Genomic DNA, 22,269 nt, shown 5'->3' with positions numbered 1-22,269 from the left:
TGGCCGCATGACCGGCGACTGGAAGCGGGATCGGATCGGTTCGGCGCTGCGCGGGGAGAACCCGACGGTGCTGCGGCGGCTGGACGCGGGCTTCGCGGTGATCGGCGATACGCAGTTCCTCCCGGGCTACTGCGTCCTCCTGACCGATTCCCCCACTGTCGGCAGGCTGACCGGCCTACCGCGACCGCGACGGCTGAAGTTCCTGGCGGATATGGAGTTGCTCGGCGAAGCCGTCGAAAACGTCTGCGCGCGGAGGGATCCTGGTTTCCGGAGGGTGAATCTGGAGATCCTCGGCAACACGGATCCGTTCCTGCACGCCCACGTCTGGCCGCGGTACGACTGGGAGCCGGCCGACGTGGTCGGGCGTCCGGTCTGGCTGTATCCGGTGGAAAACTGGGCCTCGTCGTTGGGGCCTCAGCACGACTCGCTGCGTTCCGAGCTCACGGTGGAGATCGACAGGCTGCGAGCCTGAAGCGCCCTCGCCGCCGAAACCGGCGGCGAGGGCGCCGTCTCAGACGAGATCGATCAGCAGCTCGGCGAAGATCCGCGGCCGGCTGAAGTAGCCGACGTGCGACGAGGCCAGGGTGTGCACCTCGAAGGGGTTGTGCGGAGTCAGCTCGTCGGCCTTGCGGATCATGTAATCCTGAACCGCCGGAGTGATGCTGTGGTCCGCGGCGAGCCGGACGTAGGTGTGCGGGACACGCCCCCACCCGTCCGCCTGAACCAAGGCGCTCGGCTCGAGTACCGCGTAGCTCTCGTCCGGATCCAGAGAGTCCAGCAACAGCCGGAACTGGTGGTCGGTGGAATCGGCCATGATGGCGGCCTTCAACTCGGCGAACAAGGCCGGGTCGCCGTGGGCACCTCGCCAGTTCAGCCGGGCCACGCCGGGTTCGTTCACCTCCGGCACGGTGATCCGCGCCGCCAGCGCGTCCAGCAGATTTTCATCGACCACGTCCCACTGTTCGGTGAGCATGGCCGGGTCGCTGAGACAGAGGGCGGAGAGGTAGACGACGCGGCCGAGCAGGTCCGGCGCGGCGTTGGCGACGGCGCTGATCGTCAGCCCGCCGAGGCTGTTGCCGACCAGGACGACCGGCGCTCGGCCGTCGAGCCGTCGCAGGGTGTCCACGACGTGCCGCACGTTGTCCTGCAACGTGACTCCGCGCAGCGGGGAGGGAGCGGAAGCCAGTGCCGCGAGGTCCTGGGGTTGGCGGTAGTAGGCGGCCGGGCTGTCCGCTCGGTCCCCGTGGCCAGGCAGGTCGACGGCGTGCGAACGGTATCCGAGCAGAGCCAGTTCGTTCTGCAACGGGCCCCACGCCCGTGCATTACTGGAGCCGCCGTGAACGAAGACGAAAATGGGGCGCGAAAGTGCGCGCATGATGAAAGATCCTTGTCATCCCTTGGCTAACGGTGGACGTGTGGACCTTGACGCCGACGAAGAGCGGCACCAGGTCAGCGCGTCGACCGGGTGCGGACGGCCTGCCAATTGTGGATGACGGAACACATGGTGATCACCTTAGCCGGGGGCGGCGCCGGGCGCCTCCGAATTACCGGCTGCCGGAGATCGACAGGCTGCGGGCCGCGTCGAGTAGCAACAGGGAGAACTCCTTGCCCCGCGCCATCGGCAGGTAGTGCCCGGCTTTCGGCACGGAGATAAGGCGTCCGTCGGCGCAGGCGTCGAGAAAGCGGTGTTCGTGGCGGCGGAAGTGGTCGCGTGAGCCGTTGACGAGCCAGGTGGGGCCCGGGTAGGCCGAGAGTTCCGCCAACACGTCGAGGTCCGCGAAGGCCTTGGCGACGTCCGGGATGACCTCGGTCGCGATGCCGCCGCCGATCACCGCTTCGGCGACTTTCGGTGGCAGGGCACTTCGGAACTGCCATCGGCTCAGCCGTTCCCCCTGGTCCGGCAGCCGCATGAGCAAGCGGTGCGCTGCGCGGAACGGAGTCTCCAGTGCCCGGCCGGGCAGGAAGGTCGAGCCCGCGACGACGAGGCCGGCCACGCGCTCCGGATACCGTGCGGCCGCGGCGATGGCGGCGTATCCACCGAGGGAGTGCCCGACGACCAGCGCGGGTTCGTCGACGGCTTCGGCGATCGCATCCACCGCGTCGTCCAGGGTGAACCGCTCTCTCCGGCGGGTGCCGTGGCCTGGGAGGTCGACTGCTTTCGCGGCCTGTCCGAGCAGTTCGAGTTGCTCGGTCCAGGCGGCGCCGCTGAGCCGGATGCCGTGGACGAAGACGAGGGGAATCATGGACTACCTCCTGAATGCAACGCACCGTTGCGTTGCAAACTACGCCCGCTCACCGCACAACGCAACGGTGCGTTGTATTGTGCTCCGGTGAGTACCCGGAAGGGCCCGCGCAAGGCCGAGGCGATCTTCGCCGCCACCCTCGGACTTCTGGCCGAGCACGGCTACGACAAGCTCGCCATCGAGGCCGTCGCCGCCCGGTCCGGCGTCAACAAGACGACGTTGTACCGGTGGTGGCCGTCGAAGGACGCGCTCCTGGCCGCCGCGCTGCGCGATTCGGGCCTGTTCGCCGTCGACGTCCCCGACACCGGCAGCCTGCGCGGCGATCTTCTCGCCGTGGCAACGCAAATCCACCGGCTGCTGACCTCGGAGCGCACCGCGCCGGTCGTCACGGCGACCTTGACCGCGGGCCCCCGGCGCCCCGAACTCGGTGACGTGGCACGGAGTTTCTTCGCCGACCGCATGGCACGCGAAGAGCCGATCTTCGAACGCGCCACCGCGAGGGGCGAACTGCGCGCCGGCGTCGATCCGGTTCTGGTGATGGATCTGCTCGCGGGAGCGATCTGGTTCCGGCTGCTGCTGCGCGGCGGCGAAGCCGGTCCGAAATTCCTCGAAGAGGTCGTCGACACGGTATTGGGTGGTGCCGCGTGAAAATCGCACTGAAGATCGAATCCGAGCGGCTCGAAGATTATCTCGCCGCCGACGCGATCATCGATCACGATCACCCACTGATCCGCGAAACGGCTGACGGACTGTCACCGACCGGTGGCACCGAAGTCGACGTGATTCGTTCGATGTTTCACTTCGTGCGCGACGAGATCGACCATACGGTGGACGCCGTCGATTCCCGGGTCACTCTTATGGCCTCCGAGGTTCTGCGCGAGGGAGTCGGGCTCTGCTACGCGAAGGCCCATCTGCTGGCCGCTTTGCTTCGCAGCCAAGGCATCCCGGCAGGGTTCTGCTATCAGCGGATCGGCGTTCTGCACGGGCTCAACGGCGTGTACGTCGCCGACCTGGACCGGTGGATCCGGCTCGACCCCAGAGGCAACAAAAACGGTGCGGACGCGCATTTTCTGCTGGAAGATGAGCGGCTCGCGTGGACACTGGACCCGAGCAAGGGCGAGATCGACTTCCCCACGGTGTACTCCGCACCGTCTCCGGCAGTCGTCGAAACCTTGTCGTCGGCGAAGCCCGGACCCGCGTGGTACGAAGGAATCCTTCCGCACGCTCCGTGAGTGGTTTTTTCGCGATCCGGCGAAACCTGCGACGCGAAACTGGCATCGCCGAGCGTCACCTTCGTTGTCGGGTGCTTTCCCCCGAATTTCTTATTTCGGCCTGGTCACGATGCGCGTAGAGTAACTCCCCGCACTCAAACCGATACGCACTGCGTTCGTCCGTTCGAGTGCCGATCAAGGAGGTGACCTTCGTGCCCGCGGAAGCCGATCGGCTCCGCCGTACCCCGTTGCAAGAGATCTTCTGGACCAGGACGAGTCTGCTGCTCACCGTACTGGTCGTCGTCGCGGGCCTCAGCCTGTGGATCTCCAGCATGATGGATCCCGGCGCCGGAAAGACGCTGCTCACCTCACTGGGCACCGGCACCCTGATCTCCGCGGTGGTCGGCTTCGGCCAGACCCTGATCACCGCCACCGCGTCACAGCGCGCGATGGTGACCCCGGTGATCGAGGAAAGCCGCCGGGCGCTGGAAGCGCTCAGCGCCGAATACCGTTCGCTCAACAAGGAATTCTTCCCCACCCACGTCTTCGAGGCGACCACCGATCCGGATCCGTTGTTCAACCGGGTCATGACCGAAGACCTCGACGTGACCAGGCACTACTTCTTCCGCGGGTTCTCCGGTAGGCACGCCGCGGCCCGATTGCTGTTGTCCCGCACCGAAAGGGAACTTCGCGTGGTCATCGCCGACCCACGCGACGAGGGCGCGATCGGCGGCAGGGCGCGCTATCTCCTGCGCAGCGAAGAAGCGGGAATGGACTACGAGACGATCCGGAAGCGGCTCAACGACGAGATCAGCATCGGCCTCGTCGGGCTGTTCCTGGCGCGCAGCCGGTGCTCGCTGGTGGACATCACCGTCGTCGCCGATCCGCCACTGGACCGCCTCGAAGTGTTCGACGAGAGCGTTTGGGTGACCTTGTACAGCGACATCCGCGGCGCGACCACGTTGTATCCGCGCACGCTGCGGTTCAGCGAAGGCTCGTTCCTGTACAACAAGGAACGCTCCGAGTTCCTGCGCGTGTCCCAGTCCCGCTCCGGACGGCACTTCCGCATCTCGACCACGACGACGAGGGCGAATTTCCTGGCCCTGTACGAAAAGATCACCGGCTCTCCCCTGTCCGAAGAGAACTTCCTCGAGCTGGAAGGGAAATTCCACACCTTCCGGAAGGAGTTCACCACACTCGCCGAGTTGAACCACTGACCTCTCGGCGTCGCACGGCACTAGATTTGAGGAGCTGAAGTTGCTCACTCGCTTGTCCCCCCTCACCCAGTTCTCCGCGCTGCTCCGGACCACGGACCTGCCGCTGACACAGCACTGGCAGATCGTCGACAGAATCTTCCGCGACTGGACGTCGAGACCAGAGTTGCGCGACGACCTCCGGCGGCATTTGGATTCCCTGAGCCCGGACGAGGCGAGCACGGTACTCGAGCGGTCCCGGGAGACCACCACCCATTTCGCCTGGTGCCTGCTCGATTGCCCGACGGATCCCTTTTCGATCTGGCTGCACGAGTACAAGTCGCCGTCGGATTGGCGCGAGGGGTACGCCGATTCCGTGCACAACCACAGATATCACTTCTGCACCACGATCCTCCGTGGCAACTATGTCCACGAGCGCTATTCGACCCTGCGAGATCAACTTTCCGGATTGATCACATCGGTTCGGTTACGACGTAGCACGCTGTGTCAGACGGGATCCGCGGGCGTCATGTACGCGGACGAGTTCCATCGGATTCCCGAGGCCACCGAAGGGACCATGACGTTTCTGGTGAAATCACGTCCCGTGAGCGAGTTCAGTCTTTCCTATGACCCGAAGACTGGAATCGGACATCGTCACGTTCCGGTCGAGGTCCGATTGGGGGACCTGGCGGGCCGCATCTGACTACACACCGCCGTCGAAGACGCATACCCTTGCTCCACCCGTCTGTAAACGGGATCGGAGAGGTGTATGCGCGCGCGAAAGAGCACGATTCCTTCCCAGACCATCGAAGCCGTCGAACACCATGTCCGGCGACTGTGCTGGCGTTATGCGGACAGACTGCAGTTCCACGGCTGGCACCACGTGAGTTTCGTCCGGGCCAAGGCCGCGGGGTTCGCCGATCACAACGGTGCGGACCGATCCGTCGTCGAGGTGGCGGCGCTGGTGCACGATGTGAACTACATCGTGCACCGGAACTCCCCCGCGGCCGCCGGACGAGACCTCCGGCTGGGCATCCTGCGGGAATGCGGTGTCGAGGAGACCGTGGCCCGGTGGATCGACGAGATCATCGACGAAGCCGAAATGGCCACCAGAGGCCGGCACATCTCGCTCGAGGCTCAAGCGTTGAGCGACGCCGACACGCTGTTCAAGGCGCTGCCGGTGACGCCCGTCGTACTCGCCCACCGCTATCTGCGGGAGAACGGGTTGAGCCTCCGCGAACTGGCGGACAAGATCGTCGGCGAGCAACGCGATGTCCACGACAGTGGCTACTACTTCTACAACCCCAAAGCGGCGGAGAACTACTCCCGCTGGGCGTTGGCGAATCTTCAGTTGTGGCAGTGCATCAAGGAAGCCGTCGACGATCCGACGGTCGTCGAACTCCTCGACGCGGTACACGCCGTGGACGCCACGGACTTCGAGGCCGAGCCCGCTGCTTCCTAGCGTCGTGCGATCACGATTGCCATCGGCTCGTCATTCGGTGGCGTACAGCGGTTTTCGCGTGTTCAGAGGCGCGACACGCGTGCTTGGAGACGGAACACGCGTGACGTCAACGCTGGCCGTAGCCGCGGAGTTTCTCCACGACGTGCTCGATCTCGGCGGGCGGGAGCAGGTTCGGTGTTCCCGCCGCCCGGGCCGTCAGCCACACCTGGCAGACCCACTCCAGCTGCTGCGCCCGGCTGTAGGCGGAGCCGAGGCTGTCGCCGAAGGTGATGGTGCCGTGGTTCGCCAGCAGGCAGCCACGGCGTCCTTCCAGCGCCTCCAGCATCACTTTGGCGAGCTCCTCGGTGCCGTACGTCGCGTAGGCCGCGACACGGGCTGTGGGGCCGATCGCGGCGAGCATGTAGTGGATCGGCGGCACCTCGGTGACGAGGGTGGAGACCGCCGTGGCGTGCACGGAATGCGTGTGCACCACGGCGGAGACCGGTTTGCCGTCCGGATCCACCGCCTGCCGGTACACGGTGAGGTGCATCGGGAGCTCGCTGGTCGGTTTGAGCGAGCCGTCGACGACCTCACCGTCCAGGCCGACGACCGGTACGTCCTCCGGCCGCAGCCCGGCGTAGTCGACTCCTGTCGGGGTCACCGCGATCAGGTCGCCCTGCCTCGCGGAGACATTCCCGGAGGTGCCGACCACGAGTCCGTCGGTGGTCATCCGGCGGGCGAATTCGCAGACCGCCAAGCGTTCTTTGGCCAGGATCACCGTCACAACCTCCATAGTCCGCGGGCCGCGGCCAGTGAGGCCTGATAGTCGGCGTAGCCCTGCTCGTAGAACTCTACGTTCTCGGGCCTGACCTCGACGACGCGTGCGCTTTCCGCCCACAACTCCCTGTCGACCGGCTCGCCGAGGGCGTCCGCCGCGACGATCACCGCTCCCCGCGCGCCGACCCCCGGATCGCCGGGGATCACGATGGGCCGCCCGAGAACGTCGGCGAAGATGCGGGTCCACTCGAGCGAGCGAACCCCGCCGCCGCAGGCGTACAACGTGCCGGTGAGCCCGGCGGCGTCGAAGCAATGCCTTGCGGCGTAAGCGATCGACTCGCACAGCGCCCGGACGATGTCGCCGCGTTCGCTCTCCAGGCTCAGGCCGGAGAACTGCGCCCTCGCCGAAGCGTCGACGAACGGCGCTCGCTCACCCGACGCGGAGAGGAACGGCAGCGCGCGAACACCACCCGCGCCCGGCCTGCTCGCGTCGAGCAGCGGGCCGATCTCCTCGACCGCGATGCCGAACAGACGGCACACCCAGTCGATGCCCGCGGTGCCGACCATCGCGGGCATCGCCCGGAGGAACTCTCCCTCTTCCGGCGTGCAAAGGAACATGCCCGCCGGCTCGCCCTCCGGATCGAACTCCGCCGAGTCCGTCAGGACCTGGCACGCGAGTGTGGTGCCCGCCGTGAGGATGCCGTCGCCCGGCCGTCGTACACCGGCGCCGATGGCGCTCGCGGGCAGGTCGAACGGCCCCGCGGTGACCGGCAGCCCGACGGGAAGACAGAGCAGCCCGGCTCCGCGCTCGTCCAGCCGGAAAACGGTCTTCGGCGCCGCGGGCTCCACGAACAGGCTCCGGCGGTGGGAGAGTCCGACGGCCGCGATGGCACCTTCGTCGTAGCGCCGGGTCGCCGGATCGAGGAAGGGCAGCGAAGCATCCGAGGCGTCGACGGTGATCTCGCCGGTCAAGCGCTGGAGCACCGCGTCGACGCAGTAGCCCGCCACCGCCGCCCTGTCCAGCGACTCCGGCTCATGAGTGTCCAAAAAGGACATGATCGCCGCGGCGCAGCCCGGGAACATTCCCGACGCGGTGCGGCGGAACACTTCCCTGGTCACTCCGTCGGCCTGCCATTCGGCGAGCAGCGAGTTCGCCCGTCCGTCGAGCCAGGAGATCGCCGGGCGCACTGCCTCGCCGGACTCGTCACGCAGCCACAGTCCGTCGCCCTGTCCGGTGAGGGCCAGCGCGGTGACCGGACCGTCGAGCCCGGCGGCGACCTTGCGGACCACCGTCGCCACGGTGCCGAGCACCTGGTCGAGGTCTTGTTCGACCAGCCCGCCCGGCAAGTGGTGCACCTCGGACGTGGTGCACGCGCTCGCCACGGACATCCCGGCCTTGTCGAAGACGACCGCCTTCGTCAGTGACGTGCCGATGTCGACGCCGATGATCATGGCCGCAGGACCTCGGGGTTCGCCAGATTCGCGAGCGCCTCCCCGCGGACGTACCGGCCGACCTCGGCGGCGACGATACTCGCCGCCCGCTCCGCCGTCTGCCTGCTTGCTCCGGCGAGGTGCGGGGTCGCGATCACGTTCGGCGCGTCCCGCAGTGCCCAGTCCGCGGGCGGAGGCTCGACGTCGTACACGTCGAGCGCGAGTGCGCCGAGCCGTCCCGAACGCAGGGCTTCCGGCAGCGGGGCGTAGTCCAGCAGGCCACCGCGCGCGGTGTTGACCAGTACGGCGCCCTCCGGCAGCAAGGCGAGTTTGGCGGCGTCGATCAGATGCCGGGTCTCCTCGGTGAGCCGGGCGTGCAGGCTCACCACGAAACTGCGGCGCAGCAGAGCTTCCAGCTCGACGAGTTCCGCGCCGTCGGCGGCGATCTTGGCGGGGTCCGCGAACGGGTCGGCGACCAGCACCTTCGCGCCGAACGCCACGAGCACCTTGGCCACCCGCGCGCCGATCGCGCCGTACCCGACCAGGCCGACGGTGGTCCCGTCGAGTTCGAGACCGGCCTGGTCGTAGGCGTAGTAGTCACCGCGCCAGGTGCCCCCCAGCAGTTCGGCCGAGGACGTCGAGATCCTGCGCATCGCGGCCAGGATCATCCCCACCGCGAATTCGGCGGCGGCACCGGCGTTCCGGCCGGGCGCGTACGTCACCGCGACACCCGCTTCGGTGGCCGCCGCGAGGTCCACGTTGACCGGGCCTCCCCGGCACACCGACACGAGTTTGAGCCCCGGCGCGGCGGCGAACACCTGCTTGGTGAAGGGCGCCATCTGGGTCACCGCGACCTCGGCTCCCGCCAGCGCCTCGATCACCTGCTCCTCGGTGCCGCTCGCCTCGTGCACGTTCGCGACCGGGCCGAACGGCTCCACCGGCCAGGGCAGGGTCAGTTCCGAGAACTCGTGCCCGGCGCCGATCTCGGCACGGACGGCGTCGGCCAGCAGGCCGGTGCCGACGAAATGGTCTCCCGCAGCGAGTATCCGCAACTCTGCGTCCTCTCTCCGTGCCCGCATCGGGCAGTCTCAATGATTGTTGGCGGAGCTGAGATGTATCCGGAAAAGTGACCGTACGAGTAAAGCCGCCCTGGCCGAAGGCCCCGCTATCGCGGTGGCAGGGCGCCCTGTCCGCCGGACGTGACGTGCCCTGCGAGGGCAGCGCCCTGCCGACGTCGATCGCGGTCGCGGGTTCACCATCAGGTACTCAGCGCTTGCTCGTATTCGGTGATGTGCGCGACCTTGCTCGCGCTGGCCGAGGCCGGGTCGAAGCGGTAGCCGACCCATTCGGCGACGATCTTCTTCGCCAGCTCCGGACCGATCGCCCGGGCGCCGAAGGTGATCACCTGGCAGTCGTTCGACTTGACCGAACGCTCGGCGGAGTACGAGTCGTGCGCGACCGTGGCCCGGACCCCGGGCACCTTGTTCGCCGAAATGGCCATGCCGATCCCGGTCCCGCAGACCAGCACACCGCGATCCGCCTCGCCCCGGGCGATCGTCTCCGCCGCCGCGAGGCCGAGCAGCGGGTACGCCTTGTCGTCGGAGCCATCTGCCACGCCGAGGTCGGTGACCTCGTCCACCCGGTCATCGGCGAGGAGCAGGTCACGCAGCTGGTCTTTGAGAGCGACCCCGGCGTTGTCCGCCGCCACCACGATCCGCATTCAGTCTTCCTTTCCCAGAGCCTGGCCGACCGCGGTGACGAGCAACGCGAACGAAGTGGCCCCGGGATCGGGGTGCCCTTTGCTCCGCTTCGCCAACCGGGCCGCCCGTCCCTTGGCGGGCAGCAGGTCCGCCGTGGCCTCGGCCGCGCTCACCGCGACCTGGGCCGCCTTCTGCCAGGCCTGCGGGACGTCGGCGCCCGCCTCGGCCTGTTCGCGCAACGCCAGCCTGAACGGCTCGATGGCGTCGAGCATGGTCTTTTCACCGGGCTCGGCCTTGCCCAGTTCGACGAACGCCTTCACGGCGCCGTCCACTGCGCTCGCGAGAGCTTCCGTGGTGACCTCGTCGCCCGCCAGACCGCGCAGTCCCGCACCGGTCTCGGCGAGCAGGACCCCGTACAGCGCACCGGACGCACCGCCCGCCGCGTCGGCGAACGCCGTCCCGGCGGCCAGGAGCGCGGTGGACAGCGAGTCTTCGTCCCGCCGCGCGGCGGCCACCGCGGCCCGCATCCCCCTGGTCATGCCGAGACCGTGGTCGCCGTCCGCCGCGACCGCGTCCAACCTGCCGAGTTCGGCCTCGTTGGCCTCGATGTCGTGCAGGGCCGCCGTCAACGCGCGGTCCACGATGCCCTGCCCCGGTGCGGTCTCGGCCAGCAGCGAGTCCACTGTGGATTCCAGCGGAACCTGTGCCAGCGCGGCACCGGTGCTCCGGTAGCCAGGGGTGTCGCAAGGAGCCGCGTAGAGCTCGGCGAGTTCGTCGTCGAGCACTAAGATCGACAGCGAGACACCCGCCATGTCGAGCGACGTGACGAATTCACCGACCTCGGTGTGCAGTGGGCTGAGCCCCGCCGCGGCGAGCCGTTCGTGCACGCGGGTGTAGGTCGCGAACATCTCCTCGTACTTGGTGCGCCCCAGCCCGTTCAGCAGGACCACCACCCGGCCGTCACCGGCGGGCAGCTCCGGGAGGAGGCCGTCGACCAGTTGGTCGGCCAGCTCCCGTGCGCTCAGCCTGCCGACCGTGCGCACACCGGGCTCACCGTGGATGCCGAGCCCCAGCTCCATCTCACTCTCGCCGACGGTGAACAGGGGCGCGGAAGCGCCGGGCAGGGTGCACCCGCCGAACGCGACGCCGAAGGTACGGGTGTTCGCGTTCGCCTTCTCCGCCACCGCGTGCACGGCGGCCAGATCGTCACCGCGTTCGGCGGCGGCACCCGCGATCTTGAAGACCAGGAAGTCGCCCGCGACGCCGCGACGCCTTTCGGGCGCGTCGGCGGGACCGCTGGCGATGTCGTCGGTGACCAGGATCGTCCGGCTTTCGACGCCCTCGGCGGCCAGCCTCCGAGCGGCGAGCCCGAAATGCAGCACGTCGCCCTGGTAGTTGCCGTAACCGAAGAGCACGCCGGCGCCGCTCTCCGCCGCCCGCGCCGTGCGATAGACCTGTTCGGCGCTCGGGCTGGTGAACACGTCACCCACCACGGCGCCGTCGGCGAGCCCGGGACCGACCAGCCCGGCGAACGCGGGGTAGTGCCCGCAGCCGCCGCCGATCACCACCGCGACCTTGGGCGCGGAATCCTCCCGGCGCAGCACGCCGTACGCATCGGGCACCTTGCGCACCGAACGCCCGTAGGCGGTGACGAACCCGTCCAGCCAGTCGCGTTTGAACGTCTCCGCGGTACCCAGGACCGTCATCGCCCGCTCGCTTCCGCGAGTTCGCCGGACAGGTACGCGAGCAGCTTGCGCCGCACGTCGTCGTTGTTCTCCGCGACCTCGGCGGCCAGCTCCAGCGCGTCCGGCTTCGGCGGGTACACCGGGTTCGGCAGCGCGATCACGGTGAGCCCGGCCGCCGCGGCGGCACGGATGCCGTTGCCGGAGTCTTCGACGCCCAGGCACTCCTCGCCGGACCGGCCCAGCCTGGCCGCGGCTTCGAGGTAGACGTCCGGACTCGGCTTGCCCCTGGCGACCTCGGCGCTGGAAACGGTCGCGGAGAACTCACCGGTGAGCCCGTGCTTGTCGAGTACCGCGTCGATCACCCGGCGGGCGGCCGACGACGCCAGCGCGACCGGCACCTTCGCGCTCACCTCGCGAACCATCTCACCGGCGCCCGGCAGCAAGGGCGCCTCTCCCGCCTCGATCGCGGCGATCATGCCGTCCACCACGGCACGCTCGACCTCGGCCGCGCTTTCCGGGGTGCCGGACCGCTTCGCGAGGTACGCGGCCCATTCGGGCGCGCTCATCCCCTGCACGGACGCGGTGTCCTCAGCCGTCCATTCGGTGCGGTGCCGGGCGGCGTACGCCACCCAGTTCTCCTCCCAAAGGTGTTCACTGTCGACGAGGACACCGTCCAGGTCGAACACCACCGCGGCGAGTGCCATCCGGCATCTCCTTTCACATCGATGCTGTTAAATTAACATCGAGGATGTGATCTGGACAAGCCCCGAGGAGGGATCCTGTGGTCGCACGGTTGTTATTGGCACGGCACGGCCAGACCGAATGGCACGCCGAGAACCGGTACGCGGGCAGCAGCGACGTCGCGCTGACCGGGGAAGGACTGCGCCAGGCGGACGAGCTCGCCGGCTTCGCCGCGGCGGTCGAGCCGTCGGCGGTGTACTGCTCGCCGCAGAGCCGGGCTCGTCGCACGGCGGCGCCTTCGGCCGAGGCGCTGGGCCTGCCCTTGCGAGTGATCGACGGACTGCGTGAAGTCCACTTCGGACTGATGGAAGGGCGCACCAGGGACGAGCTGGCGGCGTCGGATCCCGAGGCGGTCGCGCGGTTTCTCGCCGATCCCGTGACCGGCGCCTTCCCCGGTTCGGAGCCTCCGGAGGAAGCGGCCGCCCGCGGAGCCGGGGCCTTGCGCGCGATCGCCGCCGAGGTACCGGGCGAGACGATGCTGGTCGTCGCGCACAACACGCTGATCAGGCTGACCCTGTGCGCACTGCTCGGCATCCCGCTCGAGACCTACCGCACGGTGTTCCCGCGGCTGGACAACGCGGCCGTCACCGAGATCGCGATCGACGGCACGCGCACCGGCCTGCTGCGCCTCAACCAGCCGGCGCACACGCGATACTGAACGGTATGAGCGATGAGAAGACGGCCGGTGCGAGCGCACACTCTCGTAACACGCGTCAGCAGCTGATCACCGAACACGTCTTCACGACCGGCTCCGCGAGCATCGCCGAACTGGTGGAACTCACCGGCGTCAGCACCATGACGGTGCACCGCGACGTCGACGAACTGGCACGGCGCGGCCTGCTCCGGAAGTACCGGGGCGGCGTGTCGGCCATGCCGTCGACGGTCTTCGAAAGCAACGCCGACTACCGGATGAACGTGCATTCGGAGGAGAAGATGGCCATCGCCGCGCACGCGCTCGCCCGCGTCGAACCGGGGATGTCGATCCTGCTCGACGACTCCACGAGCGCCCTAGCGCTGGCGAAGATGCTGCACCGGGTCACCCCGCTGACCGTCGCGACGAACTACCTCGGCGCCATCGAACTGCTCAAAGGCGTCCCCGACCTGCGGCTCATCTGCATCGGCGGCGACTACTCGGCGACCCACGACTCGTTCCTCGGCATGCAGAGCCTCGAGGCGATCGAGCGGATCAACGTCGACGCGACCTTCGTTTCGACCTCGGCGATGAACACGCGGATGACGTTCCACCAGGAGCCGGAGATCGTGATGCTGAAACGCGCGATGCTGGCCAGCGCCCGGACGAAGGTGCTGCTGATGGACCACAGCAAGACCGAACGCGCGGCACTGCACCGGCTGGCACCGTTGAGCGACTTCGACGTGCTGATCGTCGACGACGGGGTGGAAGACCACCTGGCCGAGGAGATGCGAAGCCAGGTGGAAGTGGACATCGCGGAGCTCTGAAGGCTTCGGCCCGGCGTCAGGTCTGCCGGTTCGCGGGCCGATGGGGCGAGCACTGAGGCGTGCCTGGCGGGTGGTCGCGAGTGAGGAATGCGGTTAGAACCCCATTGATCTTGGATGGGGGTCTTGATCGTAAGCAGTGAGGATTGCCGCAGGTCACGCGCTCGGTTGCCCTGGCCGACAGGAGCCGACCGCGCCCCTGAGCGTCCACCAAGAACACTTTTCGCTGGCTCAATGTCCGACTGATGCCCGGAGGTCGATTGCACGAGGGGGTCGTGAGTGGCGTTTCGGGTTAGAACCCGAAACGCCACTCACGACCAACCCGACCCACGACCAGGGCCGAAGGCGCCTCTCGCCACTCACGACCGCCCGAGCAGGCCGTTTCGCGTGATTGACGGGACGACACACGCGCGGCCGAGGCCCGCCCAGGCGCGCGAGGCTAACACGAAAACCCATCGATGTAACATCTTGAAAGTTAAGTTAACACGATCCATGATACGCTGGACACGACGTCATGGAGGCGTGCATGAACCAGGTAACACCGCCGTTATCGCGATCCGGGAGCGGGTTCGCCCGCGTACTGAACCGTTGGGGCCTGCCCGCCCCGCTGTTCCTCGGCTACGCCGGGCTGCTGCTGTTCATGATCGGCGACGGAGTCGAATCGGGCTTCATCGCGCCGTTCATGGCGGACAACGGCGCGGGCACCGAGATCAAGGCCTCGTACGTCATCACCGTGTACGGCGTCGCCGTGATGCTGGCGTCGTGGTTGTCGGGCGCGCTGTCGGACCTGTGGGGGCCGCGGCGCGTGATGATGATCGGCCTGGCCATCTGGCTGGTGTTCGACGTGCTGTTCCTCGCGGTCGCGGTGTCGGGCGAGAACTACCCGTTGATGCTGGTGTTCTACGGTCTCCGCGGTTTCGGCTATCCGATGTTCGCGTTCGGTTTCCTGGTCTGGATCACCGCGGTGGCGCCGGTCGCCAGGCTCGGCGCGGCCGTGGGCTGGTTCTACTTCGCGTTCACCGGCGGGTTGCCGACGCTGGGCGCGCTGGTCGCGAGCTTCACGAACCCGGTGCTGGGCCAGTACGGCACGCTCTGGGTGTCGGTGGCCCTGCTGGCGGCCGGCGGAGTGCTGGCGATCTTCGGGGTCCGCCAGCGGACCGGGTACACGCGGCTCGCGCCGCCGGACGTGAAACCGGTGCAGAGCCTGGTGTCCAGCGTGTCGATCGCGTGGAAGAAGCCGCGTGTCGGCGTCGGGATGCTCGTCCGCGTCATCAACACGGCACCCGAGTTCGGGATGCTGGTGTTCTTCCCGACGATCTTCATCGAGGAAATCGGCTTCGGGGAGAGCCGCTGGCTCCTCCTGGTCTCGGTCATCTACGGCACGAACATCTTCTTCAACCTGATCTTCGGTGTGCTGAGCGACCGGATCGGCTGGCGCACCACGATCTTCTGGTTCGGCGCGATCGGCTGCGCGATCTCGATCCTGTTGCTGTACTTCGTCCCGATCGCCATGGGCGCCGAGTACTACTGGCTCGCGCTGCTCGTCGGCGCGCTGTACGGCGCCACGCTCGCCGGGTTCGTGCCGATCTCGGCGCTGCTCCCCTCCCTCGCCCCGGAGAACAAGGGCGGTGCGATGGCACTGCTGAACCTGGGCGCGGGCGCGGCGGCGTTCGCCGGGCCGGCGATCGTCAGCGTGTTCCTCGGCCCGCTGGGAGCGGCCGGAGTGGTGATCGTCTTCGCCGCGCTGTATCTGGTCGCGGCGGTCATGGTGCGCTACCTGAAATTGCCCGATGAGACGGCGAAGGCGATCGAAGAGGACAAGAGTCTGCAAGAAGCCGGAGAGAAGGTCGTCACCACGTGAACCAACCCGTCACGATCGGCATCGACGTCGCCACCGCGGGGGTCCGCGCCCTCGCGGTACGCGGCGGCACCGTCCTCGCTTCGGCCGCCGCGCCGCTGCCCGCTCCGGTCCGCGATGGCCGCGGGCGCAGCGAGCAGGACGCCCGGTCCTGGTCGCCCGCGGTGAAGACGGTGCTGGCGAAGGTCACCGGCGAGCTGCCGGGCAGGGGCGGCGAGGTCGCCGCGGTGGCCGTCGCCGCGACGTCGGGGACGATCGTCGGGGTCGATGCCTCGGGCGAGCCGGTCACGCCCGCGCTGATGTACGACGACAGGCGTGGCGCGGAGCTCAACCTCAAGGCCACCGAACTCGGCGCGGATCGCTGGCGGCGGCTCGGTTTCGGCGTGTCCGCCACGGCCGCGCTCGGCCGCGTCGCCTGGCTGGCCGAGCACGTCCCCGGCTTCGCGGGGATCCGGCACACGCCCGAGCTGATCGCCGCGGAACTCACCGGTGGGCCGGTGGCGGCCGACTGGTCGCATGCGCTGAAGAGCGGCTACGACCCGCTCGCCCTCGAATGGCCGGGCGAGGTGTTCGATGCCTTGGGGGTACCGGCGAGCCTGCTTCCCTCGGTGGTCGCGCCGGCCACCGTGCTGGGCGAGGTGGCCCGTCCGGTCGCCGGGCTCCCGGCAGGCTGCCTCGTCGTGGCCGGGATGACCGACGGCTGCGCGGGCCAGCTCGCGGCCGGGGCGGTCACCCCCGGGAGCTTCGTCGGGATCCTCGGCACGACCTATGTACTCAAGGGAGTCACCGAAGAACTGGTCCCGGATCCGACGGGGGCGATGTACAGCCACCGTCATCCGGATGGCTGGTGGCTCCCGGGCGGCGCGTCGAACACCGGCGGCGAGGCCGTCGCCGGACAGGAGTGTCTTCCCGAACTCGACGCGGCGGCGGCCGCGCTGGGCCCGGCCGAGATCGTCGCGTATCCGTTGCGGCGCAAAGGCGAACGCTTTCCGTTCGCCAGCGCGGACGCCGAGGGCTTCGTGTCCGGCGAAGCCGACGAGGTCGAGCTGCACCGGGCCAGGCTGGAGGGAGTCGCCTTCCTCGAGCGGCTGGCGTTGGATCACCTCCGCCGCCTCGGCGTCACGATCACCGATCCGCTGCTGGCGGCGGGCGGCGGCAGCAAGAGTCCTTTGTGGACGCGGATCCGGGCGACCGTCACCGGGCTCGGCCTGCGGGTGTCCCCACGGGCCGAAACGGGATACGGCGCCGCACTGCTCGCCGCGGCGGGTGTCCTGCCGGGCGGGCTCACGGAGGCGTCCGCAGGGCTCGGCAAGGGAACGCTGGTCGAACCCGACGAGCGCGAAAGCGCCGCGCTCGCCGAGTCCTACCGGCGGTTCTGCACCGAGCTGCACACCAGGGGCTGGATCGACGACGAGCTGTTCGCCGTCGCCCAGCGGTGAGAAATCAGGAAGGGCGTGGGCCGTTGGTCTTGGTAGGAGCCGGCTTCGGCGTAGCCGGATTGGCCGCTTCCGGTTTGGGCGCCTCGGCGGCGTCCGGGGCGGGAGCCAGCAGCCGGATGGCCTCCTGGACGGCGGCGTCCGTGGCGGAAAGCCGCTCGGCGACCTTCGACCGGAGTTCCAGCGAGAGCTTCCGAGCCTGCTGAGCTTCGGTCTGCTGGGTCTTCGCGTCGGCGAGGGCCTCCGCGACCTGCTCCTGCTTCGCGGCGATGTCCTCCGCCGAAGACTTCTCCGCCTTGGCGATCTTCTCCGCCGAGATCCGTTCGGCTTCGGCACGCTTGGCCGCGGACACCCGGTCGGCTTCCGCGATCTTGTCCGCGGACGCCTTCTCCGCCTCCGCGCGACGAGCGGCCGATGCCTCCTCGGCCTTCTTGTCCGCCGCGGCACGGGCCCGGACGCTCTCCAGGTCCAGCTCCTTGCGCTTCTGTGCCGCCTCGGAGTTCAGCCGCTCGATCTCGGCCTTGGCGTCCGCGAGCAGTTTCTCCCGCTCCGCCTGCGCGTCCTTGGCCGCCTTGTCACTCGCGCGCTGCGTTTCGTGGGCGTACCTGTCCGCTTCGGCCCGTGTCGACTTGGCGTCGGCTTCGGCGGCGGCCTTGAGGTCGGTGATCTCCTCCTCGGCGAGCTGCATCATCATGCGGACGCGTTCGGCCATCGCGCCGGCGCCGGACGGGCTCGAGCTCATCCGCATGAGCGCGGCCTTGGTCTCGTCCAGTTCCTTCTGGGCGTGACCGAGCGCCTTGGTGAGTTCACCGGCGGTCGCCACGGCCTCGTCGCGGCTGCGTGAGGCCTGCTTGATTTCGGCGGCCAGCTCGGCGAGACGCTCGTCGACCTGGCGCTTGTCGTAACCGCGGACAGCGCCCGCGAACTGGGGCGATTTCGCTGAGGGCGCCTGAGGCGCCGTCTTCTCAGGAGCGACCATGGCGGCCACCTTAATGAGCGGGGACCCGTGGGGCAGTACCGCCAAACGGCTGCACTCGGCGTGCGGCAGGGCGATCACATGGCATCCTGCTTTGTTGACAGCTCGTAAGCAGGGAGGCCCGGTTGGACATCTCGGCGATCCTCGAAGACATCCGCGAGCATTGGCACGTCTACGCCACGATGCCCTTCATCGCCGCGCTCATCGGGTACATCACGAAACGCGTCGCCATCGAGATGATGTTCCGGCCGCTGGAGTTCGTCGGGATCAAACCCTTCCTCGGCTGGCAGGGGGTCATCCCGGCCAACTCGCGCCGGATGGCGACCACCGCCGTCGACCTGCTGACCAAGAACCTCGTCGATCCGCAGGAGATCTTCTCCCGGCTCGATCCCGAGGAGGTGGTCAAGGAACTCGAGGAGCCGCTCCTCAAGGCCGTCGAGGACGTCACCCGCGAGGTCATGGAGCAGTACCAGCCCAGACTGTGGGAACTGCTGCCGACCCGGGCGCAGCGCATGCTGGTCGACCAGGTCCGGGCGCAGGCGCCGAAGGTCGTCGCGAAGCTGATGCGCGAGGTGTCGACGAACATCGACGAGGTCCTCGACGTCAACGAGATGCTGATCAACGCGATGGTCCGCGACAAATCGCTGACCTGCCGCCTGATCAAGGAGGTCGCGACCCCGGAGCTCCGCTTCATCGCCCGGTCCGGTATCTGGTTCGGCTTCGTCATCGGCCTGATCCAGTTCGTCGCGTGGGCGCTGACGAAGCAGCCGTTGATCATGCCGATCTTCGGTTTCGTCACCGGCTTCGTCACGGACTGGCTGGCGCTGAAAATGATCTTCTACCCGCGCGAGCCGCGCCGGTTCCTGTTCTTCAGCTGGCAGGGCATGTTCCAGAAACGCCGCCAGGCGGTCGCCAAGGACTACGGCGCGCTGATCGCGGACGAGGTGCTCACCGTGCGGAACGTGATGGAGGCCGTGCTCACCGGACCCAAGTCGGACAAGCTGTTCACGATGATCACCCGCGAGGTGCAGCGCACCATCGACGCGCAGGCGAGCATCGCGAAGCCCTTGGTGGCGCTGACCGTCGGCGGGGTCCAGTACCAGGAGATGAAGAAGGCCGCGGCGGAGAAGGCGATCGCGTATCTCCCCGAAACGGTGAAACACGTGGAGAGCTACGCCACTGACGCGCTCGACGTCCGCAACACCATCGTCACGAAGATGCAGCAACTGACCCCGCTCGAGTTCGAGGGGATCCTGCGACCCGCCTTCCAGCAGGACGAATGGAAGCTGATCGCGGTCGGCGCGGTGATCGGCGGGCTCGTGGGTGAACTTCAGGTCCTGCTACTCCTCCACTGAGGACAGGCGGCTAGGTTGCCCCTCAAGCGCGACGCGGGAGGGGCAGGAAAGTGGACGCCGTCATCGCCGATCTCGGCGAGCACTGGCCGGTGTATGTCAGCATGCCGTTCATCGCCGCGCTGATCGGCTACGTCACCAAACGCGTCGCCATCGAGATGATGTTCAAACCGGTGGAATTCGTCGGTGTGAAGCCGTTCCTCGGCTGGCAGGGAGTGCTGCCGGCCAACGCCGAGCGGATGGCCGCGACCGCCACCGAGATGCTGACGACCAACCTCGTCGACCCGAAGGAGATCTTCGCCAGGCTCGACCCGGCCCAGGTGGCCAAGGAGATCGAGCAGCCGCTTCTGCGGATCGTCGAGGACGTCACGCGCGAGGTGATGGAGCAGTACCAGCCCAGACTCTGGGAAGTACTCCCGAACACCGCCCAGCAGTTGCTGCTCAAACGGGTGCAGGCCGAGGCGCCGCGCGCGATCACGAAAATCATGGGCGAGATCGCGGAGAATATCGAGGACGTGCTCGACCTCAAGCACATGGTCGTGACGAACCTGGTGCGCGACAAGGCCTTGCTGAACCGGCTGATCCGCGACATCTCGCGGCCGGAGATGCGGTTCATCGCGCGGTCGGGGATCGTGTTCGGGTTCTCGCTCGGCTGCGTGCAGCTGCTGGTGTGGGCGCTGACGAAGTCGCCGATCGTGCTGCCGCTGTTCGGTATCGGCATCGGCTGGTTCACCGACTGGATCGCCCTGAAGATGATCTTCCTGCCGCGGGAGCCGAAGCGGTTCTTCGGCTTCTACACCTGGCAAGGCGTGTTCCAGAAACGCAAGGACCAGGTCTCCGCCGACTACGGCGACATGATCGCGCGCGAGATCATCACCATCCCCAACCTGCTCGAAGCCGTGTTGAGCGGGCCGAAGTCGGACAAGCTGTTCACGATGATCACGCGCGAGGTGCGGCGGACGATCGACGCGCAGGCGAGCGTCGTGAAGCCGTTCGTCGCGCTGGCCGTCGGGAGCAGGCGGTTCCAGGAGATGAAGCAGACGGCGGCGGCGAAGGCGGCGGCACGGATCCCGGAGACGATCCGCCACGCCGAGAGCTACGCGGTCAACGCACTCGACGTCCGGAACACCATTGTGGACAGAATGCGGCGGCTGAACCCGCTCGAATTCGAGCAGCTGCTGCGCCCGGCGTTCCGGCAGGACGAGTGGAAGCTGATCGCCGTCGGCGCGGTGATCGGCGGCCTTGTCGGTGAACTTCAGGTGCTTCTGCTGCTTCACTGAGGCCCAACCGATACGGTTTCCCCCTTCCCTGAGCGAAGCGAGGAGGTCGTGTGGACGCCGTCCTGGACGACCTCGCCCGGCACTGGTGGCTGTACGCCGCGATCCCGTTCGTCGCCGCGCTGATCGGCTACGTCACCAAACGCGTCGCCATCGAGATGATGTTCAAACCGCTCGAGTTCGTCGGGATCAAACCGTTCCTCGGCTGGCAGGGCGTGGTGCCCAAACACGGCGGGCGAATGGCCGCCGTCGCGACCGAGCTGCTGACGTCGAATCTGCTGGACGTCAAAGAGGTCTTCCGGCGGATCGATCCGGCGATCATCACGCGCGAGATCGAGCAGCCGCTGCTGCGGGCCGTGGACGAGGTCGCCCGCGAAGTGCTCGAAAAGCACCATCCCAGGCTCTGGGAGGTCATGCCGACGATGGCGCAGGAGCTGCTGATCAAGCAGGTCCAGTCGTCGACGCCGCGGCTGGTGCGCGAGTTCATGGCGGAGATGACCGAGAACCTCGACGAGGTGCTCGACTTCCAGCATATGACCGTGCAGCGGCTCACCAGGGACAAGAAGCTGCTCGTCCGGCTGATCCGCGAGACGTCGCGGCCGGAGATGGCGTTCATCGCGCGCACGGGGATCTACTTCGGCTTCGGGCTCGGCATCGTGCAGGCGATCGTCTGGGCGGCGACCAAGGAACCGTGGGTGCTGCCGATCTTCGGCGGCTGCATCGGGCTGTTCACCGACTGGCTCGCGATCAAGCTGATCTTCGTGCCGCGCGAGCCGGTGCGGGTCGGGCGGGTGATCCTGCAGGGCAAGTTCCAGCGGCGGCGGGCCGACGTCGCACACCAGTACGGCGAGATGATCGCGAACGAGATCCTCACCGTGCCGAACCTGCTCGACGCCGTCCTGCGCGGACCGCGGTCGGATCGGCTGTACGCGCTGGTCGAGCGGCTCGTGGCACGGGCCGTCGACGAGCAGGCGAGCGTCGCGAAACCGATGGTCGCGATGGCCGTCGGCGGACAGCGGCTGAACGAGATCAAACAGGCGGCCGCGCGGAAGGCGCTGGAGCGGCTCCCGCCGACGATCCGCCACGCCGAGGGCTACCTGACCGAGGCGATGGACGTCGCGAAGATCGTCGAGCGGCGGATGCTCGGGCTGACGCCGCTGGAGTTCGAGGGGCTGCTGAGGCCCGCGTTCCGGCAGGACGAGTGGAAGCTCATCGCGGTGGGCGGGCTCATCGGCTTCCTGGTCGGTGAGCTGCAGGTCCTCCTGATGCTCCACTGATCGCGTTCAGCCCGCTAAACGCGCTCACGTGCGGGAGACGCGTGATGGGGTGTCGGCGGCCACCGCCCGACGAGCGCCATGTCCCCAATGCCACATCGGGGACGCTGAGAGGCTCCAATGTGGCATTGGGGACACCGGTCCCGGAGCCAGGGTGGCCCGGTGGACCCGCGTTTAGCCTGCTGAACGCGATCCGGGGCGCGGAAGTGAGGCGTTCTC

The 22,269-nt window shown here is 68.0% G+C and carries 22 protein-coding genes; 13 read left to right on the top strand and 9 right to left on the bottom strand.

The features are described 5' to 3' along the window. Positions 1-7 precede the first annotated feature (7 nt). Positions 8-472: a hypothetical protein gene (locus AC069I_RS09555; RefSeq protein WP_478229305.1), complete on the top strand. Its 465-nt coding sequence runs from the start codon at positions 8-10 to the stop codon at positions 470-472. A gap of 39 nt (positions 473-511) precedes the next feature. On the opposite strand, the gene AC069I_RS09550 is transcribed toward AC069I_RS09555, so the two are convergent. Next, positions 512-1,375 carry an alpha/beta hydrolase gene (locus AC069I_RS09550; protein WP_478229304.1) on the bottom strand — a complete coding sequence of 288 codons (864 nt, stop codon included), beginning with the start codon at positions 1,373-1,375 and terminating at the stop codon, positions 512-514. A gap of 169 nt (positions 1,376-1,544) precedes the next feature. Then, positions 1,545-2,243 carry an alpha/beta fold hydrolase gene (locus AC069I_RS09545; protein ID WP_478265131.1) on the bottom strand — a complete coding sequence of 233 codons (699 nt, stop codon included), beginning with the start codon at positions 2,241-2,243 and terminating at the stop codon, positions 1,545-1,547. An 87-nt stretch (positions 2,244-2,330) separates the two neighbouring features. Between AC069I_RS09545 and AC069I_RS09540 the strand changes: the two genes are divergently transcribed. The 5 genes from AC069I_RS09540 to AC069I_RS09520 all read left to right on the top strand — a co-directional run bounded on the left by AC069I_RS09540 (position 2,331) and on the right by AC069I_RS09520 (position 6,109). Next, positions 2,331-2,891 carry a TetR/AcrR family transcriptional regulator gene (locus tag AC069I_RS09540; RefSeq protein WP_478229302.1) on the top strand — a complete coding sequence of 187 codons (561 nt, stop codon included), beginning with the start codon at positions 2,331-2,333 and terminating at the stop codon, positions 2,889-2,891. Next, positions 2,888-3,475 carry a transglutaminase domain-containing protein gene (locus AC069I_RS09535; RefSeq protein WP_478265130.1) on the top strand — a complete coding sequence of 196 codons (588 nt, stop codon included), beginning with the start codon at positions 2,888-2,890 and terminating at the stop codon, positions 3,473-3,475. The genes AC069I_RS09540 and AC069I_RS09535 overlap by 4 nt, the downstream gene beginning before the upstream one ends. Positions 3,476-3,624: 149 nt before the next feature. Then, positions 3,625-4,671: a hypothetical protein gene (locus tag AC069I_RS09530; RefSeq protein WP_478265174.1), complete on the top strand. Its 1,047-nt coding sequence runs from the start codon at positions 3,625-3,627 to the stop codon at positions 4,669-4,671. A 40-nt stretch (positions 4,672-4,711) separates the two neighbouring features. Then, entirely contained in the window at positions 4,712-5,350 is a 639-nt protein-coding gene (locus AC069I_RS09525; RefSeq protein WP_478229300.1) for a hypothetical protein, read from the top strand. Positions 5,351-5,416: 66 nt separating this feature from the next. Then, a complete protein-coding gene (locus AC069I_RS09520; RefSeq protein WP_478234128.1) occupies positions 5,417-6,109 on the top strand; it encodes an HD domain-containing protein in 693 nt (230 codons plus the stop codon). A gap of 106 nt (positions 6,110-6,215) precedes the next feature. Here AC069I_RS09520 and AC069I_RS09515 read toward each other — a convergent pair whose 3' ends face one another. The 6 genes from AC069I_RS09515 to AC069I_RS09490 all read right to left on the bottom strand — a co-directional run bounded on the left by AC069I_RS09515 (position 6,216) and on the right by AC069I_RS09490 (position 12,385). Beyond that, positions 6,216-6,866 (bottom strand): class II aldolase/adducin family protein, encoded by a 651-nt coding sequence (locus AC069I_RS09515; RefSeq protein WP_478229323.1) that lies wholly within the window; start codon positions 6,864-6,866, stop codon positions 6,216-6,218. A gap of 2 nt (positions 6,867-6,868) precedes the next feature. Continuing rightward, positions 6,869-8,317 carry an FGGY family carbohydrate kinase gene (locus tag AC069I_RS09510; RefSeq protein ID WP_478229298.1) on the bottom strand — a complete coding sequence of 483 codons (1,449 nt, stop codon included), beginning with the start codon at positions 8,315-8,317 and terminating at the stop codon, positions 6,869-6,871. Beyond that, positions 8,314-9,348 (bottom strand): 2-hydroxyacid dehydrogenase, encoded by a 1,035-nt coding sequence (locus AC069I_RS09505; protein ID WP_478229297.1) that lies wholly within the window; start codon positions 9,346-9,348, stop codon positions 8,314-8,316. The genes AC069I_RS09510 and AC069I_RS09505 overlap by 4 nt, the downstream gene beginning before the upstream one ends. Positions 9,349-9,554: 206 nt before the next feature. Further along, entirely contained in the window at positions 9,555-10,016 is a 462-nt protein-coding gene (locus AC069I_RS09500; protein WP_340686332.1) for a ribose-5-phosphate isomerase, read from the bottom strand. After that, the gene (locus AC069I_RS09495; protein WP_478229296.1) at positions 10,017-11,702 is read right to left on the bottom strand and encodes a dihydroxyacetone kinase family protein; all 1,686 of its coding nucleotides are present in this window, start codon (positions 11,700-11,702) and stop codon (positions 10,017-10,019) included. Continuing rightward, positions 11,699-12,385, bottom strand: coding sequence for an HAD family hydrolase (locus AC069I_RS09490; RefSeq protein ID WP_478229295.1), 687 nt, complete (start codon positions 12,383-12,385; stop codon positions 11,699-11,701). Before AC069I_RS09490 ends, AC069I_RS09495 begins: the two co-directional genes overlap by 4 nt. A 77-nt stretch (positions 12,386-12,462) precedes the next feature. On the opposite strand from AC069I_RS09490, the gene AC069I_RS09485 reads away from it, so the two are divergent. From AC069I_RS09485 to AC069I_RS09470, 4 genes are all read left to right on the top strand, one after another. Beyond that, entirely contained in the window at positions 12,463-13,080 is a 618-nt protein-coding gene (locus AC069I_RS09485; RefSeq protein WP_478265129.1) for a histidine phosphatase family protein, read from the top strand. Between the two features lie 5 nt (positions 13,081-13,085). Beyond that, on the top strand, positions 13,086-13,880 hold the full coding sequence (locus AC069I_RS09480; protein ID WP_340686328.1) for a DeoR/GlpR family DNA-binding transcription regulator: 795 nt from the start codon (positions 13,086-13,088) through the stop codon (positions 13,878-13,880). 523 nt (positions 13,881-14,403) lie between these two features. Beyond that, the gene (locus AC069I_RS09475; RefSeq protein WP_478229293.1) at positions 14,404-15,738 is read left to right on the top strand and encodes an MFS transporter; all 1,335 of its coding nucleotides are present in this window, start codon (positions 14,404-14,406) and stop codon (positions 15,736-15,738) included. Further along, positions 15,735-17,174: an FGGY-family carbohydrate kinase gene (locus AC069I_RS09470; RefSeq protein WP_478265128.1), complete on the top strand. Its 1,440-nt coding sequence runs from the start codon at positions 15,735-15,737 to the stop codon at positions 17,172-17,174. Before AC069I_RS09475 ends, AC069I_RS09470 begins: the two co-directional genes overlap by 4 nt. A 4-nt stretch (positions 17,175-17,178) precedes the next feature. Here AC069I_RS09470 and AC069I_RS09465 read toward each other — a convergent pair whose 3' ends face one another. Further along, complete coding sequence (locus AC069I_RS09465) at positions 17,179-18,150, bottom strand: coiled-coil domain-containing protein (protein WP_478229291.1); 972 nt, start codon at positions 18,148-18,150, stop codon at positions 17,179-17,181. A gap of 122 nt (positions 18,151-18,272) precedes the next feature. On the opposite strand from AC069I_RS09465, the gene AC069I_RS09460 reads away from it, so the two are divergent. The 3 genes from AC069I_RS09460 to AC069I_RS09450 are packed head-to-tail and all read left to right on the top strand — an operon-like array spanning position 18,273 to position 22,053. After that, positions 18,273-19,502: a DUF445 domain-containing protein gene (locus tag AC069I_RS09460; RefSeq protein ID WP_478229290.1), complete on the top strand. Its 1,230-nt coding sequence runs from the start codon at positions 18,273-18,275 to the stop codon at positions 19,500-19,502. Positions 19,503-19,552: 50 nt separating this feature from the next. Then, positions 19,553-20,779, top strand: a complete 1,227-nt coding sequence (locus tag AC069I_RS09455) for a DUF445 domain-containing protein (RefSeq protein ID WP_478229289.1) — start codon at positions 19,553-19,555, stop codon at positions 20,777-20,779. Positions 20,780-20,829: 50 nt separating this feature from the next. After that, entirely contained in the window at positions 20,830-22,053 is a 1,224-nt protein-coding gene (locus AC069I_RS09450) for a DUF445 domain-containing protein (protein WP_478229288.1), read from the top strand. Positions 22,054-22,269: the final 216 nt, after the last annotated feature.

It is taken from the genome of Amycolatopsis sp. NPDC043885 (assembly GCF_056435685.1).
Note: the sequence above shows the minus strand (reverse complement) of the source record. Positions and strands in the feature narration are given on the sequence as shown.